Raw genomic sequence first — 19,259 nt, 5'->3', positions numbered from 1 at the left:
AGGTCCCCCATACGACGCTATGCGGCCGCGGATGCCGAAAGCATCAGTAGTAGGTACTCGACTTTTCAACTCATCGGCACTGCGTGGCAGATGAGCTATCTGTCCCTTCCAATGCATATCCATATGGGTATACGATCACGGTATGGCACGGGCAGCAACAACGGCAGATACGTTCAATGCGGTGGCTGAGCCCCGCCGTCGGGAAATCCTGGACGCCCTCACTCAAGGCGAGCGCCCGGTCAACGAGCTGGTGACCCTTTTGGGCATGGCGCAGCCGCACGTGTCACGGCACTTGCGGGTGCTGCGCGAGGTGGGCGCCGTCGTCGTGCGTGACGAAGGCCGGCAGCGCCTCTACCGGCTCAATCCGCAAGCCCTCAAGCCCATCCACGACTGGGTGGCCAGCTACCAGCACCTCTGGGAGGAGCGCTTCGATCTTCTCGAGGACGTGCTGGAGGATCTCAAAGAAGAGCACTGAAAGGAGCAGGACAATGGCACAGGCAAGCAGCAGCACCATGGATGTGACGTTCCCCAGCGACACGGAAATCCTGATCACGCGGACCCTCAACGCACCCCCGCACCTCGTTTACCGGGCCTGGACCACGCCGGAACTCGTCAAGAAATGGTGGCCGGGCCGGCGCGGTGAGATGACTGTGGCGGCGATGGACTTCCGCGTTGGCGGCGCGTGGCGGTACGTCATGGTGGCGCACGCCGAATTCCAGGTGGCCTTCCACGGCATATACCGCGCGATTGTGCCCAACGAGCGGATCGTCCACACGGAGGTCATGGAGATGCCGGGCACCGCGCCGGACAGCGAGGAAGGCGCCGTGCTTAATACGGTCACCTTTGACGAGGCCGACGGCGGCGCCACCACCGTGCGGATCCGCACCGACACGGGCAGCAAGGAAGTCCGGGACATGATTGCGCAGTCCGGCATGGAAGGCGGCGTGCGCGAGCAGTTCGAGATCATCGAGGAGCTGGCGGCGTCCCTCACCTGAGCTTCCTCCGGCCCAACTGAGTAGCGCTAACTGTCGTTTTCAGCGCCCATTACGACACTTAGGGCCTGCTGATTATTTAGGTGGTGTGTCGCGTTTTTTCAGGGTGTAGTTCCATTCGGGGTGCCAGTCGTGCCTGGTGAGGGTGCCGCTGGACTCCAGTGATGCCATTTCCTGGTCGGGGATTTTCACGCCGGTGGGGTAGATGCTGGTGTCCAGCTCGGCATGGACGGTGAGTCCCGTTTTGGTGGTGGTCGCGGCGATGGAATTGACGATGACCTCGTGGCTGGTCAGGGGGCGCCCGCGCCAGTTCATGGAGATGTGGGAGAAGAGCTTGTGCTCGATCTGGGGTGAAATACAGACCGGCGGAGGAGCGTCGGGCACGCGTGACGGCGGGACGTGGCGTCGAATGCTCCACGGCTTCCGGGACGGTTGGCTACGCGGCCGTGTCCTTCGGTTGCGTGAGGGCCACGTCGAACCCGAGCCGTTCGAGTTGGGAGACGAGGCGTTGGGCCTCGCGCTCCGGATCGCGACGGCGCTGGAAGTAGTCGTCTCCTAGATCGTGGAAGCATTCGCCGGTGCTGAGCATGTGCCAGATAAGGTCACAGAGGCTGTGAGCGACGGCGACGGCGGCCTTGTTGGGCCCCCGCCGCTTGGCGATCTGCCGGTACTGTGCGCCGAAATAGCTTCCTTTCGTACGGGCGGCGGACCGGGCGGCCTCAACGAGGGCCCGCTGCAGCCAGCTGTTGCCGGGTGTCGCGCCGACGCGGCGACGCTTGCCCGCTGACTCGTGATTTCCGGGGCAGACGCCCGCCCACTTCGCCAGATGACCTGGAGTCGGGAACCGGCTCATGTCTGCTCCCGTCTCGGCAATGACCGTGTCGATGACGAGCCTGTCGAAGCCGGGCACGGGCAGGAGCAGTTCCCGGGCCGCCTGATAGGGGGCGGTACGGACATCAATCTGCTCGGTCAGCGCTGTGATCGTGGCGTCGAGGTAATCGACATGGTCCAGGATGCGGCGGGCAACCACGGCATGATGGGCGCCGAAGTGCCCATCCAGCGCTTCCCTCAGCTCGGGGATCTTCGGACGGAGCTTGCCCTTGGCAAGATTGGCAAGCTCGGCCGGGTCGCGCTGCCCGTCGATGAGGGCCTCCACCATCAGCCGCCCGGACTGGGTGAGCACTTTGGAGGCCACCGATGTCAGCTTCACCCCGGCGTCCTGGAGCACCTTCTCCAGACGCTGGATCTCGGCGACCCGGGCATCAGTTTGAGTCTTGCGGTACCGGGTCAGCTCCCGCAACTCCCGGATCGGCGGGGGCGGTACAAAACTGGGACGGACCATGCCGTGGGCGGCTACATCGGCCAGCCACTCTGCGTCGGACATGTCCGTCTTACGGCCGGGCACATTCTTCACATGGTAGGCGTTGCACAGCCACACCTCGAAACCGGACTCCAGCGAGTAGTAGACAGGCTTCCAGTACACCCCGGTCGCCCCATGACGACCAGGGTTACTTGATGGCCGGCCAGCCAGCGGCCCAGCCCCGCCAACCCTGCTGTCGTGGTCCGGAACCGTTCCTTGTGAGTGACCGTCCCTCCGCGAGCCCCCGTGACCCGCACGCATGCCGCAACAATGTCGCGGTGCACATCCAACCCTGCGACCCGGTCGTGGATCTGTTCCACGGCTCCTCCTTTCGTCGGGCCAAACGACCCGCCGGGGAGGGACCTGGTGTAACCGAATCTGGGGTTCGTGCTCGCAGCGACAATCTCAGGTCCCGCGGACCCTGTGCCAGACTTGTTCCGGGCTCAAGGTGCTCCAATATCGAGACGGCAACCGCGCCCGGCGGGCCGATCCCAGTATTTCATGTTTCCGTGGTGGCCCGAAGGGTCATGCAGACTTGTTCCACTTGCTGGTTCCCGGCGGCAGGTGGCAGACGGTGATGTCCAAGCCGGTTTCGGCGGCCAGGGCCGCGAGTTCGGTCTTCCAGAGCCGGGTCCGGTAGCCGTTGGACCCGCCCCCGTCGGCGGTGACCAGCAGGCGTGGGGCGCCCGGGTGGGTGGTTTTGCCGGTCGTGTTCCACCAGGAGCGGATGGTGTTCACGGCGAAGGCCGCGGTGTCGTGGTCGGTGCCCACCGACACCCAGCCGGTGTTGGTGCCCACGTCGTAGACGCCGTAGGGATTGGCCTTGCCCAGCTCCTTGTCGATGAAGTCGTGGACCTTGACCTGTTCGGGATCCCCGGCCGGCCGCCATTCGGCGCCGCCGTTCTTGTATTGCCCGACCAGTTCCTTCTTCTTGGTGTCCACCGAGATGACCGGCTGGCCTGCGTCCAGGTGGTCGGCGGCCTGGGCATTGAGGTAGGCGAATTGGGCGTCGCGGTCCGGGTGCTGGCCGCCCTCGAGCATCTTGGCGTTGGCTTGCAGGCTGAACCCGTTGTCCTTGAGCAGTTTCGCCACGGTTTCGGCACCCACCGAGTGCCCCTTTTGGGTGAGTTCGGCGGCCAGCTTCCCGGTGGAGAGCGTGGTCCAGGACAGCGGCGATTCCGGGTCCCCGCGGCGGGTGGGTTCCACTAGTTCCAGCAATGCCGGGACCAGGCCGGGATCCTTCTCGACCAGGGTCTTGCGCCCCGCCCCGGGCTTGCGGACACCCTGAAGCGGGGCGGTTCCGGCCTCCAACTCGTTCACGCCCCGCTGGACGCGAGACAAGGCGGCGTCCGAGGCGCGGGCGACAGCCGTGATCCCGCCATGGCCCAGCGAACGGGCCTCGGCCGCCAACAGCAAACGCGTGGTTCGCTCATCGAGGTGGGGCAGGATCGTCGCGAACTTCGCGCGCAGGGATTCGACGGTTTCAGCGGAAATGGGCATACACCATTGTTTCCCCCAGAAACCTATTTTAAGCACTTATTTATGGGCGATCCCTTAGCGCTACTCAGTTCGGCTGTTGCTACGCTTTGCGGTGTGATTTCCCCAAAGCAGCCGCCCTGTCTCGAAGTGCACGAGTGAGCGCCCCGGCGCAGGTGGTGAACGCCCGGGCGTCCGCCGTCCCCCTGTACGCGGCTGGCTTCGTCACCGCGTTCGGCGCCCACAGCATCGCCGCCGGCATGGGCGCGCAGAGCGAGAACATCGGCCTGACGCTGCTCAACCTGGGCATCCTGCTGGCCCTCTATGACGTGTCCGAGGTTTTCCTCAAGCCCGTCTTCGGCGCCCTGAGCGACCGGATCGGAACCAAACCCGTCATAGTCGGCGGCCTCCTGGCCTTCGCGGTGCTGTCGCTGATCGGCCTCTGGGCGGCGAATCCGCTGATGCTTGGACTCGCGCGGCTGGGGCAGGGCGCAGCGGCTTCGGCGTTCTCGCCGGCGTCGTCCGCGATGGTTGCGCGGCTGGCGGGAGGCAAGAAGGCCGGGACCTACTTCGGCCGGTACGGTTCGTGGAAGAGCCTGGGGTACGTCATCGGTCCGCTGCTGGGGGCGGGCCTGATCCTCGCGGGCGGGTTTGCCCTGCTGTTCGGGGCCCTCTCGGTGCTGGCGGCGGCCACCGCCGTGTGGGTGCTGGTGTCCGTTCCCCATCTGCCGCCGCTCCCCCGGCAGCGCTACACAGTGCTCGATCTCGCCCGCCAGGTCACTGAGCGGCGCTTCCTGGTACCGACGCTGGTGCTGGCGGCCTCCACCGGTGCGCTCGGCGCGGCGATCGGATTCATTCCCGCCCTCGCCACGCGGCACGGCCTTGGCCCGGTTGCCGGCACGGCCGCGGTCAGTGTCCTGGCCATCACGTCGGTGCTCACGCAGCCCTGGATCGGCAGGCTGCGGGACGCACACCGCATCAGCGATAACAAAGGAACGACGGCGGGACTCCTCCTTACCGCCGCGGGCGTCGCACTCATCGCCCTCGCCCCGGGCCCGGTCACGCTGTTCATTGCCGCGGCAGCCATTGGCGCGGGCGTCGGCCTGGCCACGCCGCTCGGCTTCGCGCATCTGGCCGACACCACGCCGCCGGAGCGCATGGGCCGGACCATGGGTTCCGCGGAACTGGGCCGGGAACTCGGCGATGCGGGCGGGCCACTGCTGGTGGGCGGCATCGCCACCCTCACCGCCCTGCCGTTCGGTCTCGGGGCCCTGGCACTGCTGGTCGCGGCGGCCAGCGTCCCGCGCCTGCCTGAAGCGCACCTCCCGAACCCGCCCCGGCCCAAGTAGGTAGCGCTATCTGTCGTTTTGACCCCTCAAAACGACAGATAGCGCTACTCAGTTGGGGGAAGGCGCGCACGCCCCCGCCCAGGTCGGTCCGGGCACACCTCACACGCGTTAGGTAGACTGCAGGAAATACCGCACGCGGGAGGGAATCCAGCATGAACCGCAAAGCCACAGCACTCGACGTCGCCAAGCTCGCCGGAGTTTCCCGCAGCGCGGTGTCGCTGGTCCTGAACGGGCGCGGCGACGGGAATGTGGCCAAGGAGAGCCAGGTCCGGATCCGTGAAGCGGCGGCCACGCTGAACTACACGCCCAACGCCATTGCCGTGAGCCTGCGGAACCGCCGGTCGCGGATCATCGGGATCGTCTCGGACCAGGTGGTCACCAGCCCGTTCGACGGCAACATCATCGCCGGGGCTGACGCCGTGGCCAGGTCCCAGGGTTTTGTCACCGTGGTGATGGATACGGAGCTGGACGAGACCCGTGACGAAAGTGCGGTGGCCACGCTGCTGGACCGCCAGGTGGATGGGCTGATGTATGTCACCGTGGGCCTGCGCCCCCTGCACGTCCCGCTCAACATGCTGCGCGTGCCGTCGGTGCTGGCCAACTGCTTCGATGACCGACCCGAGGCAGGCGTTCCCGCAGTCATTCCGGATGAGGTCCGCGGCGGCCGGGAGGCGGCAATGCACCTCCTGGAGCTTGGCCACCGGGACATCGCGTTCCTTGCCGGTGACGGCGTCACACCCGCCGCGCCGCGCCGGATCCGGGGCCATCGGGATGCCTTTGAGGCCGCCGGGTTGCCGGTGCGGCCGGGCCGGATCCTCGAGGCTGGCTGGGACATCGATGCCGGGTTCCACGGTGCCATGAAGCTCCTGGACGGCGTGGCTGCGCCGGACCGGCCCACCGCTATCGTGTGCGCGAACGACCGCCTGGCCATCGGCGTGGTGCTCGCGGCCAACCGGCTGGGCCTGGCCATCCCGAAGGACCTCTCGGTCATGGGGTACGACGACGAATTCCGGATCGCCTCCACCATGGTCCCCGCGCTCACCACCATGGCCCTCCCGCTGCGGGAGATGGGCGCCGCCGCCATGACCGGGCTCCTCCGGGAACTGTCGGAGGAGCCGGAGGAGGATTACGACGACGGCGACGCGCCCGCCGAACACGGCCCCCCCGCCCAGACGCTGGTCCCGTGCCGGCTCGTGGTGCGCGAGTCAACCGGCCCGGTCCCCGCCGGCCGGACCTAACACCGGCCTGGCAAACACCGCGAACCCGCAAACATGCCAACAGCGAATCGTCGGCCCTTACTGGGGCTGCTCCAGCTGCCAGACGTCCGCAGCCGTACCCTCGGGAAGCCGCAGCACCCGCCGCTCGCCGGGCGCCGGATAGGCGCGCAGTGTGGTGGCCACCGAACCGCTCCGGTACACCTCCACCAGCGACGCGTCCACAAACACCCGCAGCTCCTCCCCCGCAGCCATTGTCCCGCTGAACACGACTTGCCCGGCGTCCTGCGAACCATCCGCCACCAGGGAAAGTTCGACGACGGCGTCCGCGGCCAGCGCGCCCGGCCCACCGGAGCGGGCGGTCACCACAGCCTCGGCATACGGCGGCAGCTCAACGCTCCCGGCAGCCTGCGAAGCTAGTTGCGTGCCACGGTAGGCATCCACCTCCGGCGCGGGCGCCACCGCCAATGAACCGTCCACCACGGACAGCAGACGCGGATGGGTGAGCACTCCGGCCCAGCCCGCGGCGTCGATTTCGGCCTGGTTGCGCCCCCGGCGGCCGTCCCGTCCCGGCCCTTCATTGGCCCAGCCCCACAGCAGGGCCTTGGGCTCCGCGAGGGCAGCAAGGGCAGAGGAAGAAACAGGAGCACCGGGAGCGCCGGCGCCGGCACCGTCCTGTAGCTGCACGATCTGCGGCGCGTAGAAGTCGCGGCCCAGGTCAGACTTTCCGCCGGCCTCCGGGGAGAACACCGGCAGGCCGGTGGCGGGGTCCTCGGCCAGGGAGCCGATGAGGTGGCCTACCCCGTTGGCGTGCTCGTGGTCGTCGCCGGACAGCCACAGGGAGAACATCATCACCCACGCGTCGCCGGAAGAAGTGGCGTCCCCGGACGGGGATTCAACGGAGGAAACGGACGGCACCCGCACCAGCTGCGGGCACTCCCAAATCTCGGCCGGCGTGTGGGCAGAAGCCACAGGGTTCTCCGACGTGAGCCAGATGCCCTGGTACTTCCAGTCGGCCAGGTCCTCCACCGTGTACAGCAGGAGTGCCGCGTGGCCGGAGGCCAGACCGGCGCCCTGCATGGCGTAGCGCTTGCCGTTGAAGCGGAAGATGAAGGGGTCGCGGACGGCCGTGACCATGGGGTCGGCCGGCATGGACGCCGCGACGTGCCCGTCCTGGGTCCAGGACACAAGGTCAGCCGAACCGCGGGAGATGACCACCTGGGAGTGGCCGCCGTCGCCGCGGACGCCGGAGTACGCGGCGGTGGGGACGCCGCCGTCGTCCGTCACCACACCGGTCCAGCAGCCGTACTCGTCCGGCCCGCCGCCCTGCGGGCGCAGCGCCACGGGGTGTTCCTCCCAGCGGACCAGGTCCGCGGAGCTGATGTGGCCCCACGCGATCTTGTGGTGCCGGGCGGACGCGGGGTTGTACTGGAAGAAGACGTGGTACCGGCCATGGAGGTGGCTGATGCCGTTGGGGTCGTTGATCCAGCCCTGGGCGGGGCGGGGGTGGAAGTGCGGGAACGCGGGGTCGGGGTGGGCGGCGGCCAGGCGGGCGAAGTCGGCGGCGGCAAGGTCCGGGGATGACATGAAGTAAGCCTCTCAGAAGTTGGGGTTATTTGCCGCTGCCGGCGGTGAGGCCGTCCTGCAGCGCGCGCTGGCCGAAGATGAAGACCACCAGGGCGGGGATCATGGACAGGACCACGCCGGCCAGCACCACCGAGATGCTGCCCGTGCCCAGGTTGCCCTGCAGGGAGACGAGGCCCAGCGGCAGGGTGAAGTTCTGCTCCGAGATGGTCATGATGAGCGGGCGGAAGAACTCGTTCCAGTGGAAATTGAAGGCGAGGATGCCCACGATCGCCATCCCCGGAATGGCCAGCGGCGCGTACACCGAACGGAACGTCCGCCAGGGTGTGGCGCCGTCGATCGACGCAGCCTCCGCGAGGTCGGTGGGCAGCCCCATGAAGTACTGCCGCATCAGGAAGGTGCCGAACGCCGTCGGGATGGCCGGCAGGATCAGCGCCAGCAGGGTGTCCGAAAGCCCCATGCCGCGGATCAGCATAAACACGGGCACGATGGTCACCTGCACCGGCACCATCATGGTGGCCAGCACGATGGAGAACAGGGCTCCGCGGCCGCGGAACTTCAGGTTGGCGAAGGCGTAGCCGGCCATTGCGGCCGTGACCATCTGCCCCACGGCGATGAGCCCGGTGACCAGGGCGCTGTTCAGCACCAGGAGGACGATATCCAGCTGCCGGAAGACCTGCGCGTAGGACGTGAAGTCCGGATTCCAGGGGAAGAACGACGGCGGCAGCTTGAACGATTCCGACGGCGACCGCAGCGAGGTGGACAGGGTCCACATCACCGGGCCCAGGGTCAGGACTGCCGCGATCATCAGCAGGACAATGCGGAGGACCAGGTTCCAGTTCGGCTTCCGCCGGGACCGGGCAGGCACGGCAGGGGTGCGGGTGGATACACGCTCTGTAGTGGTAGTCATGGCTGGCCTTACTGGTAGAAGACGAATCGTTTGCTGAGCCGGAACTGCGCGGCGGTGATGGCCATGATGATCAGGGTCAGGATCACGCCGATGGCCGAGGCCTCGCCGAATTCCAGTCGCTGGAACGCGGATTCGAAGATCACCATCACGGCGGTGCGGGTGGAGTCCCCCGGCCCGCCGCGGGTCAGGACGTACGGCTGGTCGAACACCTGGAGCGCGCTGATGATGGCCATCACGGACGCCAGCAGGGTGGTGGGGCTGAGCAGCGGCAGGGTGACGTAGACGTGCTTGCGCCATCCCGTGGCGCCGTCCAGCGAGGCGGCCTCATAGGTTTCCACGGGGATCGACGCCAGACCGCCGATGAACAGCAGGAAGGAGAACCCGAAGTTCTGCCACACATAGACAAGGATCACGACGGCGGCGGACCCGCCGGGGGTGGTCAGCCACGGCACCGCGGGGATGCCGGCGAGGGACAGGAACCAGTTGACCACGCCGAACTGCTCGTTGAAGAGGTACCGCATGAAGATGGACACCGAGGCGGCGGAGAGGATCAGCGGGAAGAAGAACGCCGAGCGGAAGAAGGTCCGCAGCCAGGCCGGCATCTTCTCCTGCACCATGACGGCCAGCGCCAGTGCCAGGCCGAGCTGGAGGGCCACCGCCACCACCACAAACGCGATGGTGTTCAGGAAGGACACCCGGACCGTGGGGTCCTGGACCACTTCGGCGAAGTTGTCGAAGCCCACGAACGTCGGGGCGGAGATGATGTCCCAGCGGAAGAACGCCAGGACCACCGACGCCGCGATGGGCACCAGGGTGAACAAGCCCATGCCCACGATGGTGGGGGCCAGGAAGATCCAGGCAAGCCAGCGCTGGCTGTGCCGGCCGGACGCGGTGTGCGCGGTGGCGGTCGTTGCCGGTTTGGCGGCCTGCGCGGCCTGCTTCGGCCGCTCCCGGCGAGGGGTGGTGGTGCTCATGACTGCCTCCTCAGGGCCAGTTCAAGATCGCGCTGCATGGACTCGAGGGCCTGCTTGAGCTGGCGCTCATCGCCGCTGACTGCCAGCGAGACGTTTTTCATCAGCGCCGTTTCGACGGCGGCCTGCTGGGGCGGCGCCGGGATGGGGCCGGTGGTGGGGTACTTGTCCAGAGTGTCGTAGAAGACCTTCCAGTGCGCCGGGCCTTTACCGGCATACAGCGCCTCGTTGACCATGGAGCGGCGGGCCGGGGTGGTGACCGGGTTGGGGAAAATCAGTTCCATGGCTTCACGGCTGGCACTGAACTTGATCCATTCCCAGGCGGCGTCCTTGTCCTTGGCGGTTTTCATGATGGCGTAGCCGGCCGTGCCGAACTGGTGCCGCTGGCTCCGCCACTTGGGGAAGAATGCGACGTCGTAGTCGTTCTCCTTCATGCCGGCCTCGTGCAGGCCCTGGACCCAGTAGCCGCCGGCCGGCGTGGTGCCGATCCGGCTGGAGGCGAAGAGCCCCACCAGGGAACTGCCGCCGCCTTCTTCGGGCCGGACGCCGAGGCCGTCCTTGACCAGGCCGCGGAGGTAGTCGAAGGTCTCGAACACACGGGGGTCGTCGGCGTTGGGTTCCAGCCACTGGTAACCGCCGGAGCGCAGGTTTCGGGTGGGATCGTTGGCGTAGAAGGAGTCCCAGAGCCAGTCCCCGCCGGTGGACCGGGTCTCCTTCAGGAAGCTGGTGTCGTTGGCATAGAGCCAGGGCACTACGCCGCCGAAGAGCCGGTTGGTCCAGTAGTACGGGGTGAAGTCGGACGGCCGGGCCTTGCGCATCGCGGCGAGGTTGTTGCGGAAGTCCACGTTGGTCCAGTCGTCCGCCGGGCGGTCCAGCCCGGCCTGGGCGAAGGCGGTGGTGTTGTAGTACATGTTGGCGGCGTTCCAGTCCATGGGGAGCTGGAAGAGGCTGCCCTTATACATGAAGGCCTCCACAAGGCTGGGGTGGACGTCGGCGAAGAACTCGGCCATGTCCGCGGCATCGCGGCGCAGGTATTCGTCCAGCGGATGGGCCAGCTTGTCCGCGAACAGCTGCGCGCCCTCGGTGGCGACGTAGACGACGTCGGGCGGGGTGCCCGCGGCCACCATGGTGAGGATCTTGGTGAAGAAGTCTTTCCAGTCCACGGCCTGGATGGCCTGGACCTTGACCCGGATGTCCGGGTGGAGGCGGGTGAACGCGTCGATGGCACGCTGGCGCGCGGCGGCATCGGCGGCTGTACCCATGATGGCAATGCTGAGGCTGTTGTCGCCCCGCCCGGGAATATCGGATCCGGAGAGCCGGGGCCACGATGCCACCGTTGCTCCCACAATTCCTGCTCCCAAGGCACCCAGGGCGGTCCGGCGTGTGATTTCACGCAGGCGGCCAGTTGTGGCACCGGTCATGTCAACTTCCTTCCTAACACGTGTGAGGTAGCTTATGGCGCCGACCTAACACGTGTCAAGTGTCACATTCGGGTTGCCGCGACCCCGCCCAACTAGGTAGCGCTATCTGTCGTTTAGACCCCGCAAAACGACAGATAGCGCTACCTACTTGGGTGCGGGCCGCGAGGCAGCCCTGCGGGTCCTCCCAGTTTTCTGTGACACCCTTAACCGATGACCATTCCACGCCAGGCACCGCCGCGGACCCCGGCCCGCCCCACCCCGGGCTCCGGCTTTATGTTCGCGTTCGCCTGGCTCGCCTGCGTCGTCGGCCTGATTGCCACCTACTACTACTTCGTCCAGACCACCACGGGCCAGTTCATCGATGAGTCCGCGCTGGTTGAAGCCGTGGACATCCATGGGCCCGCGGGCAAGGCAGCCACCGAGTTCCTGGACTGGCTGCCCACCATCTCGCTGGTGGTGGCCGCCGTCGTGGTTCTGTTTGTCACGGTGATCCGACGGCGGTGGTCAGCTGCCGGGATTGCAGTCACCGCGTGCATCGGCGCGAATATCGCCACGCAGGTCCTGAAGGAAGTGCTGCCCGCCCGCCCGGACAAGGGTGTGGTGACGCTGGAGCTGAACTCGCTGCCGTCCGGTCACACCACGCTGGCCGCGTCGGCTGCGGCGGCGGTGTTCCTGATGGCCTCGCCGCGGTGGCGTCCGATGGCCGGGTTTGTGGGCGGCACGTTCGCCATCGCCTCGGGAGTCTCCACCCTGATCAACCAGTGGCACCGCCCGGCCGACGTCGTCGCCGCCTTCCTCCTGGTGGGCGCGTTTATGATCCCCGCCGGCTGGCTGATCATGCGGACTGGCGCCGGGTGGAACGCGTGGGACGGCTTCGGCAGGCACGTGGGCTCGGCGAAAATCTGGCTCACGCTGCCGGTGGTGATCGGGCTGGCTTCCGCGGGGGTGGCGGTGTATTCGCTGGCCAAGATCGCCCCGGGCCCCCTCCAGGAGGGGAGCACCACCAACTACTTCTGGGCCGGGATCTCGCTCATCGTGATCGCCGGGTACCTGGCCACCGTGGCCACCACGTCCCTGTTCGCCTATGCCGCACGACGGCGGGACTCACCAACGCGCTGAGCGCGCCAGCCGCCGTCGGACGACGGCGGGGTGGCGCCTTAGGTGATCCTGCGCCGGTAGGCGGCCATGGCGAACCCGTAGGCGATGACGAGGATGCCGACGCACCATGCCAGTGCGATCCAGATGTCGTTGCCCACCGGTTGCTGGGCAAACAGATCCTGGATGGTGTTGACGATCGACGTGACCGGCTGATTCTCGGCGAACCATCGAACCGGACCCGGCATGGTCTCCGTCGGGACGAAGGCCGAGCTGATGAACGGCAGGAAGATCAGCGGGTAGGAGAATCCGCCGGCGCCGTCCACCGACTTCGCTGAAAGGCCGGCAATGATTGCCAGCCAGGTGAGTGCCAGGGTGAACAGCGCCAGGATTCCGGCCACGGCGAGCCATGCCAGGAGACTTGCCGATGTGCGCCCTCCCATGAGGAGGGCTACCAGCACAATGATCACCAGCGAGAGCCCGTTGGCGACCAGCGACGTCAGGACATGGGCCCACAGCACAGATGATCGTGCGATCGGCATGGACTGGAACCGTTCGAAGATGCCGCTCTGCATATCGGTGAACAAACGAACGGCGGTGTACGCAATGCCAGACGCGATCGCGATCAGCATGATTCCCGGCAGCAGGTAATTGACGTAGCTGTCGGTGCCCGTGCTGATGGCGCCGCCGAAGACGTACACGAACAGCAGCATAAGGGCGATCGGCGTGATCGCGGTGGTGATGATGGTGTCCACGCTGCGGAAGATGTGGCGCATGGAGCGGCCCAGCAGGACGGCCGTGTCTCCGAAAAAGTGTGTGCTCACGACTGGTCCTTACCTGACTCGACCTTGCCGCCGTTACCCACAAGTGCGAGGAAGACGTCCTCCAGGCTCGGCTGCTTTTCGACGTATTCCACCTTCGCCGGCGGAAGGAGCTGCTTCAGCTCGGCGAGAGTGCCGTTTGCGATGATGCGCCCTTCGTGAAGAATGGCGATCCGGTCCGCGAGTTGCTCAGCCTCCTCGAGATACTGCGTCGTGAGCAGAACAGTGGTGCCCTGATTGGCGAGATCCTTGACGACCTGCCACACGTCGTTGCGTCCTTCGGGGTCGAGCCCAGTGGTCGGTTCATCGAGGAAGATCACCTTCGGCTCCCCGATCAGGCTCATGGCGATGTCCAGGCGGCGGCGCATGCCGCCGGAATATGTGGCCACCTTTCGAGAGCCTGCATCGGTGAGGTTGAAGCGCGCCAGAAGATCACCGGCCACCTGGCCGGGGGCTTTCAGATGCCGCAACCTGGCAACCAGCACCAGGTTTTCCCGGCCTGAGAGGATTTCGTCCACGGCGGCGAACTGCCCGGTCAGGCTGATGGACTCCCGAACCTGAAGGGCTTCCGTCGCGATGTCGAATCCATACACCGTGGCTGTGCCGGCATCTGCCCTCAGCAGCGTCGACAGGATTTTCACCATGGTGGTCTTTCCCGCTCCGTTCGAGCCGAGGAGGGCGAAGACGCTGCCCGGGGCCACCTCGAAGTCCACACCGCGCAGGACGTGCCGGTCCTGGTAGGACTTCTCCATGTTCTGCACACGGATCGCGGGTCCGCCGGTCCTGGTCACGACCCCATCCCCTTTGCTTTGTCGACCGCCTCGTTGAGACGGGCCCGTTCCTTGTCGATCCACCGCTTTCCGCCGTATGCCTGGGCGAAGCTCTCGGCGAACTCGATGGGATCGTCGCCGACGATCTCGCCCACGGGCGTGCCGTCGATGGCGGCGCGTTCCCACAGGTCCGCGAGGTCCGTGAACATCTGCACCATCGTGTCCCCCTCGGTGACCCCGCCGTAGTACATGAAGTACCGGTTGAAGGCGTTCGCCACGGTGAGGTAGGGCTCAGGCAGGGCATCCAGCCGCGCCTTGGCCTGCTTGTACTGCTTCTTCTGCTCGAGCGAGCCGGTCACCAGCTCGATCCACTTCGCTGCCATATCACTTTCCTCCCTTGCGGAGCTGTTCAAGCCGTTCGGACAGGAAGCTCCATGTGTTCCAGAAATCGTCCAGTTCCTTCGTGCCCTGAGCGTTGAGCGTGTACACCTTGCGGGGCGGGCCCTTCTCGGACGGCCGCTTCTCGACGTCCACCAGGCCTTTCTGCTCGATCCTGACGAGCAGCGCGTACACGGTGCCCTCAGCGATGTCGGGGAACCCCTGCGCCCGGAGCAGCGTGGTGATTTCGTACCCGTACGCCGGGTTCCCGGTCAGGAGGGCAAGAACGATGCCCTCCAGTGTGCCTTTGAGCATCTCCGTCATCTGCTTGCCCATCGGACACCTCCTCCACTACTCAGTATTACTAGCTACTAGTAGCGCTAAGTAGCGGATGCGCAAGCCCCTCATACACCAGCGCTGGCGGCGTTAAGGATGCGTTAAGATCGCGGGTTTTCCGGCAAAGGGCCCTTGGCCCGGTGCTACGCTCCGTTGGTTATTCACCCCAATCCCGCCTGCGCGGGATACAGAAAGCAACCCGTTGACTGCACCCACCCGCTTCTCCATTCCTGCCAGCGTTCCCAACCCCGAACGCGATGGCGGACCCGGAACCCGGCTCACCCGGTGGCTGCTCGAACACACGGTCCCCCAGCCGGTGGGCCCGGAAACTGCTGAGGACCACGCCCCCACCCAGAGCTGGTGGAAGGTCATGTGCCTCACCGGGGTGGACTACTTTTCCACCCTCTCCTACCTGCCCGGCATCGCCGCCCTCGCCGCCGGTGCACTCTCGCCGCTGGCCACCCTGCTGATAGTCGGCCTGACCCTGCTGGGCATGCTGCCGATGTACCGGAGGGTGGCGCACGAAAGCCCGCACGGCCAGGGATCGGTGGCCATGCTGGAAAAGCTCCTGCCGTTCTGGCGCGGCAAGATCTTTGTGCTCATCCTGCTCGGCTTCGTAGCCACCTCCTGGATCATCACCATCACCCTCTCCGCCGCCGACGCCACCGTCCACATGCTCGAAAACCCCTACCTGCCGCACTTCCTGGAGGGTCAGGCAGTACTCATCACGGTGGTGCTCCTGCTTATTCTGGGCGGCGTGTTCCTGCTCGGCTTCTCCGAAGCGGTGGCCGTCGCCATTCCCCTCGTCGCCATCTTCCTTGTGCTGAACGCCGTCATCATCGGAGTGGGACTGTACGACGCCGTCACCCAGCCCGGTGCCATGGCTGACTGGACCGCGGCGCTCACCTCCTCCGGGACCGGCTTCGGCGACATCGCCGGACCCGCCCTGCTCGCCTTCCCGCTGCTGGTCCTGGGCCTGTCCGGTTTCGAAACGGGCGTCAGCATGATGCCACTGGTCGCGGCCAACGGCGCCACCGCCGAGGAACGCCTGGCCGCCCGTGTCCGCAACACCCGGAAACTCCTCACCACCGCCGCCCTGATCATGAGCTTGTACCTTCTGGGCAGCAGTTTCGTGACGACGGTGCTGATCCCCGCCGAGGCCTTCCAGGCAGGCGGCGAGGCCAACGGCCGCGCCCTGGCCTACCTGGCCCACGAGCTGCTCGGCAACGGCTTCGGCTCGGTCTACGACGTCAGCAGCATCCTGATCCTGTGGTTCGCCGGCGCCTCCGCCATGGCAGGGCTGATAAACATCGTTCCCCGCTACCTTCCCTCTTACGGCATGGCCCCGGACTGGTCCCGGGCCGTGCGCCCGGTGGTGCTGGTGTACACCGCCATCAGCATCCTGATCACCATCGGCTTCAACGCCGACGTCAACGCCCAGGCCGGCGCGTACGCCACCGGCATCCTGGCCATGATGGTCTCCGGCGCCGTTGCGGTCAGCATCTCCGCCGCCCGCAGCAAGAGGCGGCGCGCCGCCGTCGGCTTCACCATCCTGACCCTGATCCTGCTCTACGCGCTGGGGGCCAACGTCATCGCCAAGCCGGACGGCCTCGCAATATCCGGCTTCTTCATCCTGGGCATCATTGTGGTCTCGCTCGTCTCCCGGGTCAGCCGCACCACCGAACTCCGGGTCCACAAAATCGAATTCGACGACGAAGCCCGCCGCTTCATCACCGACACGCTCGACTTTGACGGGCGGATCAACCTGATCGCGAACCGCCCGCAGGCCCGCGATGCCGCAGAATACCGTGAGAAGGAAGCCGAGCAGCGGGAGAACAACCCCGTGCCCGGAACCGCCGATGTGATCTTCCTTGAAATCGAGGTCACCGACCCCTCGGGATTCAGCGACGTCCTTGAGGTACGCGGAATCGAAGTGGACGGACACCGTGTGCTCCGCGCCGAAAGCCCGGCCGCACCCAACGCCATCGCCGCCATCCTGCTGGCCCTCCGCGACGCCACCGGTGTCCGGCCGCACGCGTACTTCGAGTGGGCTGAAGGCAACCCCTTGGCCCACCTCATGCGTTACCTGCTGCTGGGACGGGGCGACACCGCCCCCGTGGTCCGCGAAATCATCAGGGAAAACGAACCGGATCCCAGCCGCCGCCCCAGCATCCACGTGGGCTGACGGGCAGTCCAATGACCGCACGTGGCGACACCGCCGGGGTGAAGGGACCTGTCCCGGGGCGATGGACAGGCAAGGCAGCCAAAACAGACAAAACGGCCAGGGCCCGCAAGGAGAGCGCCATCCGGCGGGCCCTCTCACACCCCGTCCGGACGGTGCCCCTGGCGTTCCTGGCCGTCATCCTCCTGGGAGCAGCCCTGCTGATGCTGCCCGTTGCCCGGACCGGCAGCGACCCCGGAGCCGACCCTCTGATGGCCGCCCTGTTCACCTCCGTGTCGGCTGTCTGCGTTACCGGGCTGATCACCGTGGACACGGCCACGTACTGGACCCCCTTCGGGCAGACCGTGGTTCTGGGACTGATCCAGGTCGGCGGGTTCGGCATCATGACGCTGGCGACCCTCCTGGCCCTGCTGGTCCGGAAAAGCATCGGCCTCCGCGGCCAACTCGTGGCGCAGTCCGAAACGCACACGCTCAACCTGGGCGACGTCAGCGCCGTGCTGTTCCGGGTGGCCAGGCTCATGGTGGTCATTGAAGCAGCCACCGCCGCGGTGCTGACCGGACGCTTCTGGCTGGCCTACGACCAAAACCCTGCCACGGCGCTGTGGCACGGTGTGTTCCACGCCGTCTCGTCGTTCAACAACGCCGGGTTCGCGCTCTACAGCGACAACCTCATCGGCTTCGCCGAGGATCCCTGGATCATCGTCCCCATCTGCCTGGCGATCATCGGAGGCGGCCTAGGATTCCCGGTGATCATCCAACTGCTCCGGGGAAACGTCAAGGCCGAGAACTGGAGCGTCCACCTCCGCCTGACCATCTACGGCACGCTGGTGCTCCTGGTGCTTGGCATCACGCTTTTCGCCGCCTTCGAATGGAACAGGGACGAAACACTCGGCGGGCTGTCGCTGACCGGGAAGCTGCTGGGTTCCCTAGCTGGCGGAGTCTTCCCCCGCACTGCCGGCTTCAACAGCATCGACTACGGCGCGGCATCACCGGAGACGCTCATGGTCACGAACATCCTGATGTTCATTGGCGGCGGCAGCGCCGGCACCGCGGGCGGCATCAAGATCACAACGTTCCTGGTACTCGGTTTCTCCATCTGGAACGAGGTCCGCGGCCGGGATGAGGTGACCATTGCCCACCGTTCCATCAGCGCCTCGTCCCAGCGCCAGGCCCTGTCCGTGGCGCTGCTCGGGGTGGCAGCGGTGGTGGCCGGCACGCTGGCGCTGCTGATGGTGACCGACTACAGCCTGGAGAAGGTGCTGTTCGAATCCATCTCCGCGTTCGCCACCGTCGGGATGAGCACCGGTATCACCTACAACCTCCCGCCGTCGGCAGAATGGGTGCTTATGGCCCTGATGTTCCTCGGCAGAATCGGCACAGTGACGGTCGCGTCCGCGCTGGCTTTGTCCTCCCGGCCCCGCCTTTACAGCCTTCCGGAGGAACGCCCCATCATCGGTTAGCGCCAGCCGCCGTCGTCGGACGCTTTGAAAAGTACGACGGCGGGACTCGCCAAGGCGCTGAACGCGCCCAACCGCCGTCGGGAACCGTTACAGGCGAGCACCACCCCGATCGCCATCAGACCGCCGGCGATCTGGTAATGGATGACGTTGCGGCCCACCCACGGACCGGCCAGGAAGGCACACAGCAGGGCGTCGAGCAGCGGCAGCTGCCCGGGCGAGGTCGGCGGCGGTGATGGCCAGGAACAGCCCCTTGTCCTGGTAGTCGTTGAAGACGAAGATCTCCCCCCGTTACCTTCTTAGTAGCCCCCTTAACGAGTAAGAATTGGGGTTGTTGGCCTGTCGGTCCCGGCATGGTTTAGTCCCCCAGTCATCAATGATCCGGGGGGTGTTGTCACCGGGATTCGATAGGCGCCAGGGAATCGCTAATGGGGACCGGACCAGCGCAATGAAACACCGCGTAGGTCAGCCGTAACGTGGATGCCGAGCCTTGCCGCCGCCAGGACATGCCAACAGATTTGACGGACACAAATTCTGGGAGGTTTGCGTTGATCAAGGACCATGAACTCGTCGACATCTTCATCGGTGTTGACGTCGGCAAGAGCAATCACCACGCGGTCGCCATCGACCGCCAGGGCAAGAAGATCCTCGACCGGGCGCTGCCCCAGGACGAGGCCAAATTACGCTCCATCATTAAGGCCGTAGCGGGCAAGGGACGCGTGCTGTTGGTCGTCGACCAGCCCTCCACCATCGGCGCCCTGCCCGTCGCCGTGGCCCAGGCGGAAGGCATCATGGTCGGCTACCTGCCGGGGCTCGCGATGCGGCGCATCGCGGACCTGCACCCCGGTGAGGCCAAAACGGACGCCCGAGACGCGGCAATAATTGCCGAAGCCGCCCGGTCCCTTCCGCACACCCTACGCTCCATCGTGGTCGCCGACGAGCA

General features: G+C 66.4%; 16 protein-coding genes and 3 pseudogenes. 8 read left to right on the top strand and 11 right to left on the bottom strand.

What is annotated here, in order from left to right:
• Positions 1-142 precede the first annotated feature (142 nt).
• Entirely contained in the window at positions 143-475 is a 333-nt protein-coding gene (locus ACVWY0_RS16590; RefSeq protein ID WP_485837645.1) for an ArsR/SmtB family transcription factor, read from the top strand.
• A gap of 13 nt (positions 476-488) precedes the next feature.
• On the top strand, positions 489-995 hold the full coding sequence (locus ACVWY0_RS16585; protein WP_485837644.1) for an SRPBCC family protein: 507 nt from the start codon (positions 489-491) through the stop codon (positions 993-995).
• 72 nt (positions 996-1,067) lie between these two features.
• On the opposite strand, the pseudogene ACVWY0_RS16580 reads toward ACVWY0_RS16585, so the two are convergent.
• The 3 pseudogenes from ACVWY0_RS16580 to ACVWY0_RS16570 form a co-directional block, all read right to left on the bottom strand.
• Positions 1,068-1,364, bottom strand: a pseudogene (locus tag ACVWY0_RS16580) (ISAzo13-like element transposase-related protein); the annotation flags it as partial.
• Between the two features lie 64 nt (positions 1,365-1,428).
• Positions 1,429-2,672 (bottom strand): annotated as a pseudogene (locus ACVWY0_RS16575) (IS110 family RNA-guided transposase).
• A 214-nt stretch (positions 2,673-2,886) separates the two neighbouring features.
• A pseudogene (locus tag ACVWY0_RS16570) lies at positions 2,887-3,852 on the bottom strand (ISAzo13 family transposase); the annotation flags it as partial.
• A gap of 134 nt (positions 3,853-3,986) precedes the next feature.
• On the opposite strand from ACVWY0_RS16570, the gene ACVWY0_RS16565 reads away from it, so the two are divergent.
• Both ACVWY0_RS16565 and ACVWY0_RS16560 read left to right on the top strand, forming a co-directional pair.
• Positions 3,987-5,177 carry an MFS transporter gene (locus ACVWY0_RS16565; RefSeq protein WP_485837643.1) on the top strand — a complete coding sequence of 397 codons (1,191 nt, stop codon included), beginning with the start codon at positions 3,987-3,989 and terminating at the stop codon, positions 5,175-5,177.
• A gap of 152 nt (positions 5,178-5,329) precedes the next feature.
• On the top strand, positions 5,330-6,415 hold the full coding sequence (locus tag ACVWY0_RS16560; protein ID WP_485837642.1) for a LacI family DNA-binding transcriptional regulator: 1,086 nt from the start codon (positions 5,330-5,332) through the stop codon (positions 6,413-6,415).
• A gap of 57 nt (positions 6,416-6,472) precedes the next feature.
• Here the strand turns inward: ACVWY0_RS16560 and ACVWY0_RS16555 are convergent, their stop codons facing one another.
• The 4 genes from ACVWY0_RS16555 to ACVWY0_RS16540 are packed head-to-tail and all read right to left on the bottom strand — an operon-like array spanning position 6,473 to position 11,277.
• Positions 6,473-7,978 carry a glycoside hydrolase family 32 protein gene (locus tag ACVWY0_RS16555; RefSeq protein WP_485837641.1) on the bottom strand — a complete coding sequence of 502 codons (1,506 nt, stop codon included), beginning with the start codon at positions 7,976-7,978 and terminating at the stop codon, positions 6,473-6,475.
• Between the two features lie 25 nt (positions 7,979-8,003).
• Positions 8,004-8,885 (bottom strand): carbohydrate ABC transporter permease, encoded by an 882-nt coding sequence (locus ACVWY0_RS16550; RefSeq protein WP_485837640.1) that lies wholly within the window; start codon positions 8,883-8,885, stop codon positions 8,004-8,006.
• Between the two features lie 8 nt (positions 8,886-8,893).
• Positions 8,894-9,859: a carbohydrate ABC transporter permease gene (locus ACVWY0_RS16545; RefSeq protein WP_485837639.1), complete on the bottom strand. Its 966-nt coding sequence runs from the start codon at positions 9,857-9,859 to the stop codon at positions 8,894-8,896.
• Positions 9,856-11,277, bottom strand: coding sequence for an extracellular solute-binding protein (locus ACVWY0_RS16540; protein ID WP_485837638.1), 1,422 nt, complete (start codon positions 11,275-11,277; stop codon positions 9,856-9,858). The genes ACVWY0_RS16545 and ACVWY0_RS16540 overlap by 4 nt, the downstream gene beginning before the upstream one ends.
• A gap of 210 nt (positions 11,278-11,487) precedes the next feature.
• Here ACVWY0_RS16540 and ACVWY0_RS16535 point away from each other — a divergent pair, with 210 nt between their 5' ends.
• Entirely contained in the window at positions 11,488-12,396 is a 909-nt protein-coding gene (locus ACVWY0_RS16535; RefSeq protein WP_485837637.1) for a phosphatase PAP2 family protein, read from the top strand.
• A gap of 38 nt (positions 12,397-12,434) precedes the next feature.
• Here ACVWY0_RS16535 and ACVWY0_RS16530 read toward each other — a convergent pair whose 3' ends face one another.
• The 4 genes from ACVWY0_RS16530 to ACVWY0_RS16515 are packed head-to-tail and all read right to left on the bottom strand — an operon-like array spanning position 12,435 to position 14,677.
• Positions 12,435-13,196: an ABC transporter permease gene (locus tag ACVWY0_RS16530; protein WP_485837636.1), complete on the bottom strand. Its 762-nt coding sequence runs from the start codon at positions 13,194-13,196 to the stop codon at positions 12,435-12,437.
• Complete coding sequence (locus ACVWY0_RS16525) at positions 13,193-13,945, bottom strand: ABC transporter ATP-binding protein (protein WP_485837696.1); 753 nt, start codon at positions 13,943-13,945, stop codon at positions 13,193-13,195. Before ACVWY0_RS16525 ends, ACVWY0_RS16530 begins: the two co-directional genes overlap by 4 nt.
• Before the next feature lie 35 nt (positions 13,946-13,980).
• Complete coding sequence (locus ACVWY0_RS16520; protein ID WP_485837635.1) at positions 13,981-14,346, bottom strand: DUF1048 domain-containing protein; 366 nt, start codon at positions 14,344-14,346, stop codon at positions 13,981-13,983.
• Position 14,347: 1 nt separating this feature from the next.
• Complete coding sequence (locus ACVWY0_RS16515; RefSeq protein ID WP_485837634.1) at positions 14,348-14,677, bottom strand: PadR family transcriptional regulator; 330 nt, start codon at positions 14,675-14,677, stop codon at positions 14,348-14,350.
• A 202-nt stretch (positions 14,678-14,879) separates the two neighbouring features.
• Here ACVWY0_RS16515 and ACVWY0_RS16510 point away from each other — a divergent pair, with 202 nt between their 5' ends.
• The 3 genes from ACVWY0_RS16510 to ACVWY0_RS16500 all read left to right on the top strand — a co-directional run.
• Complete coding sequence (locus tag ACVWY0_RS16510; RefSeq protein WP_485837633.1) at positions 14,880-16,862, top strand: APC family permease; 1,983 nt, start codon at positions 14,880-14,882, stop codon at positions 16,860-16,862.
• Between the two features lie 11 nt (positions 16,863-16,873).
• A complete protein-coding gene (locus ACVWY0_RS16505; protein ID WP_485837632.1) occupies positions 16,874-18,319 on the top strand; it encodes a TrkH family potassium uptake protein in 1,446 nt (481 codons plus the stop codon).
• A gap of 545 nt (positions 18,320-18,864) precedes the next feature.
• Positions 18,865-19,259 (top strand): IS110 family transposase (locus ACVWY0_RS16500; RefSeq protein WP_485837631.1); only part of this gene is annotated, 395 nt, incomplete at its 3' end.

The sequence above is a fragment of the Arthrobacter sp. UYNi723 genome, from assembly GCF_054057635.1.
The sequence above is the reverse complement of the archived record's forward strand: the minus strand, read 5'-3'. Positions and strand labels throughout refer to the sequence as shown.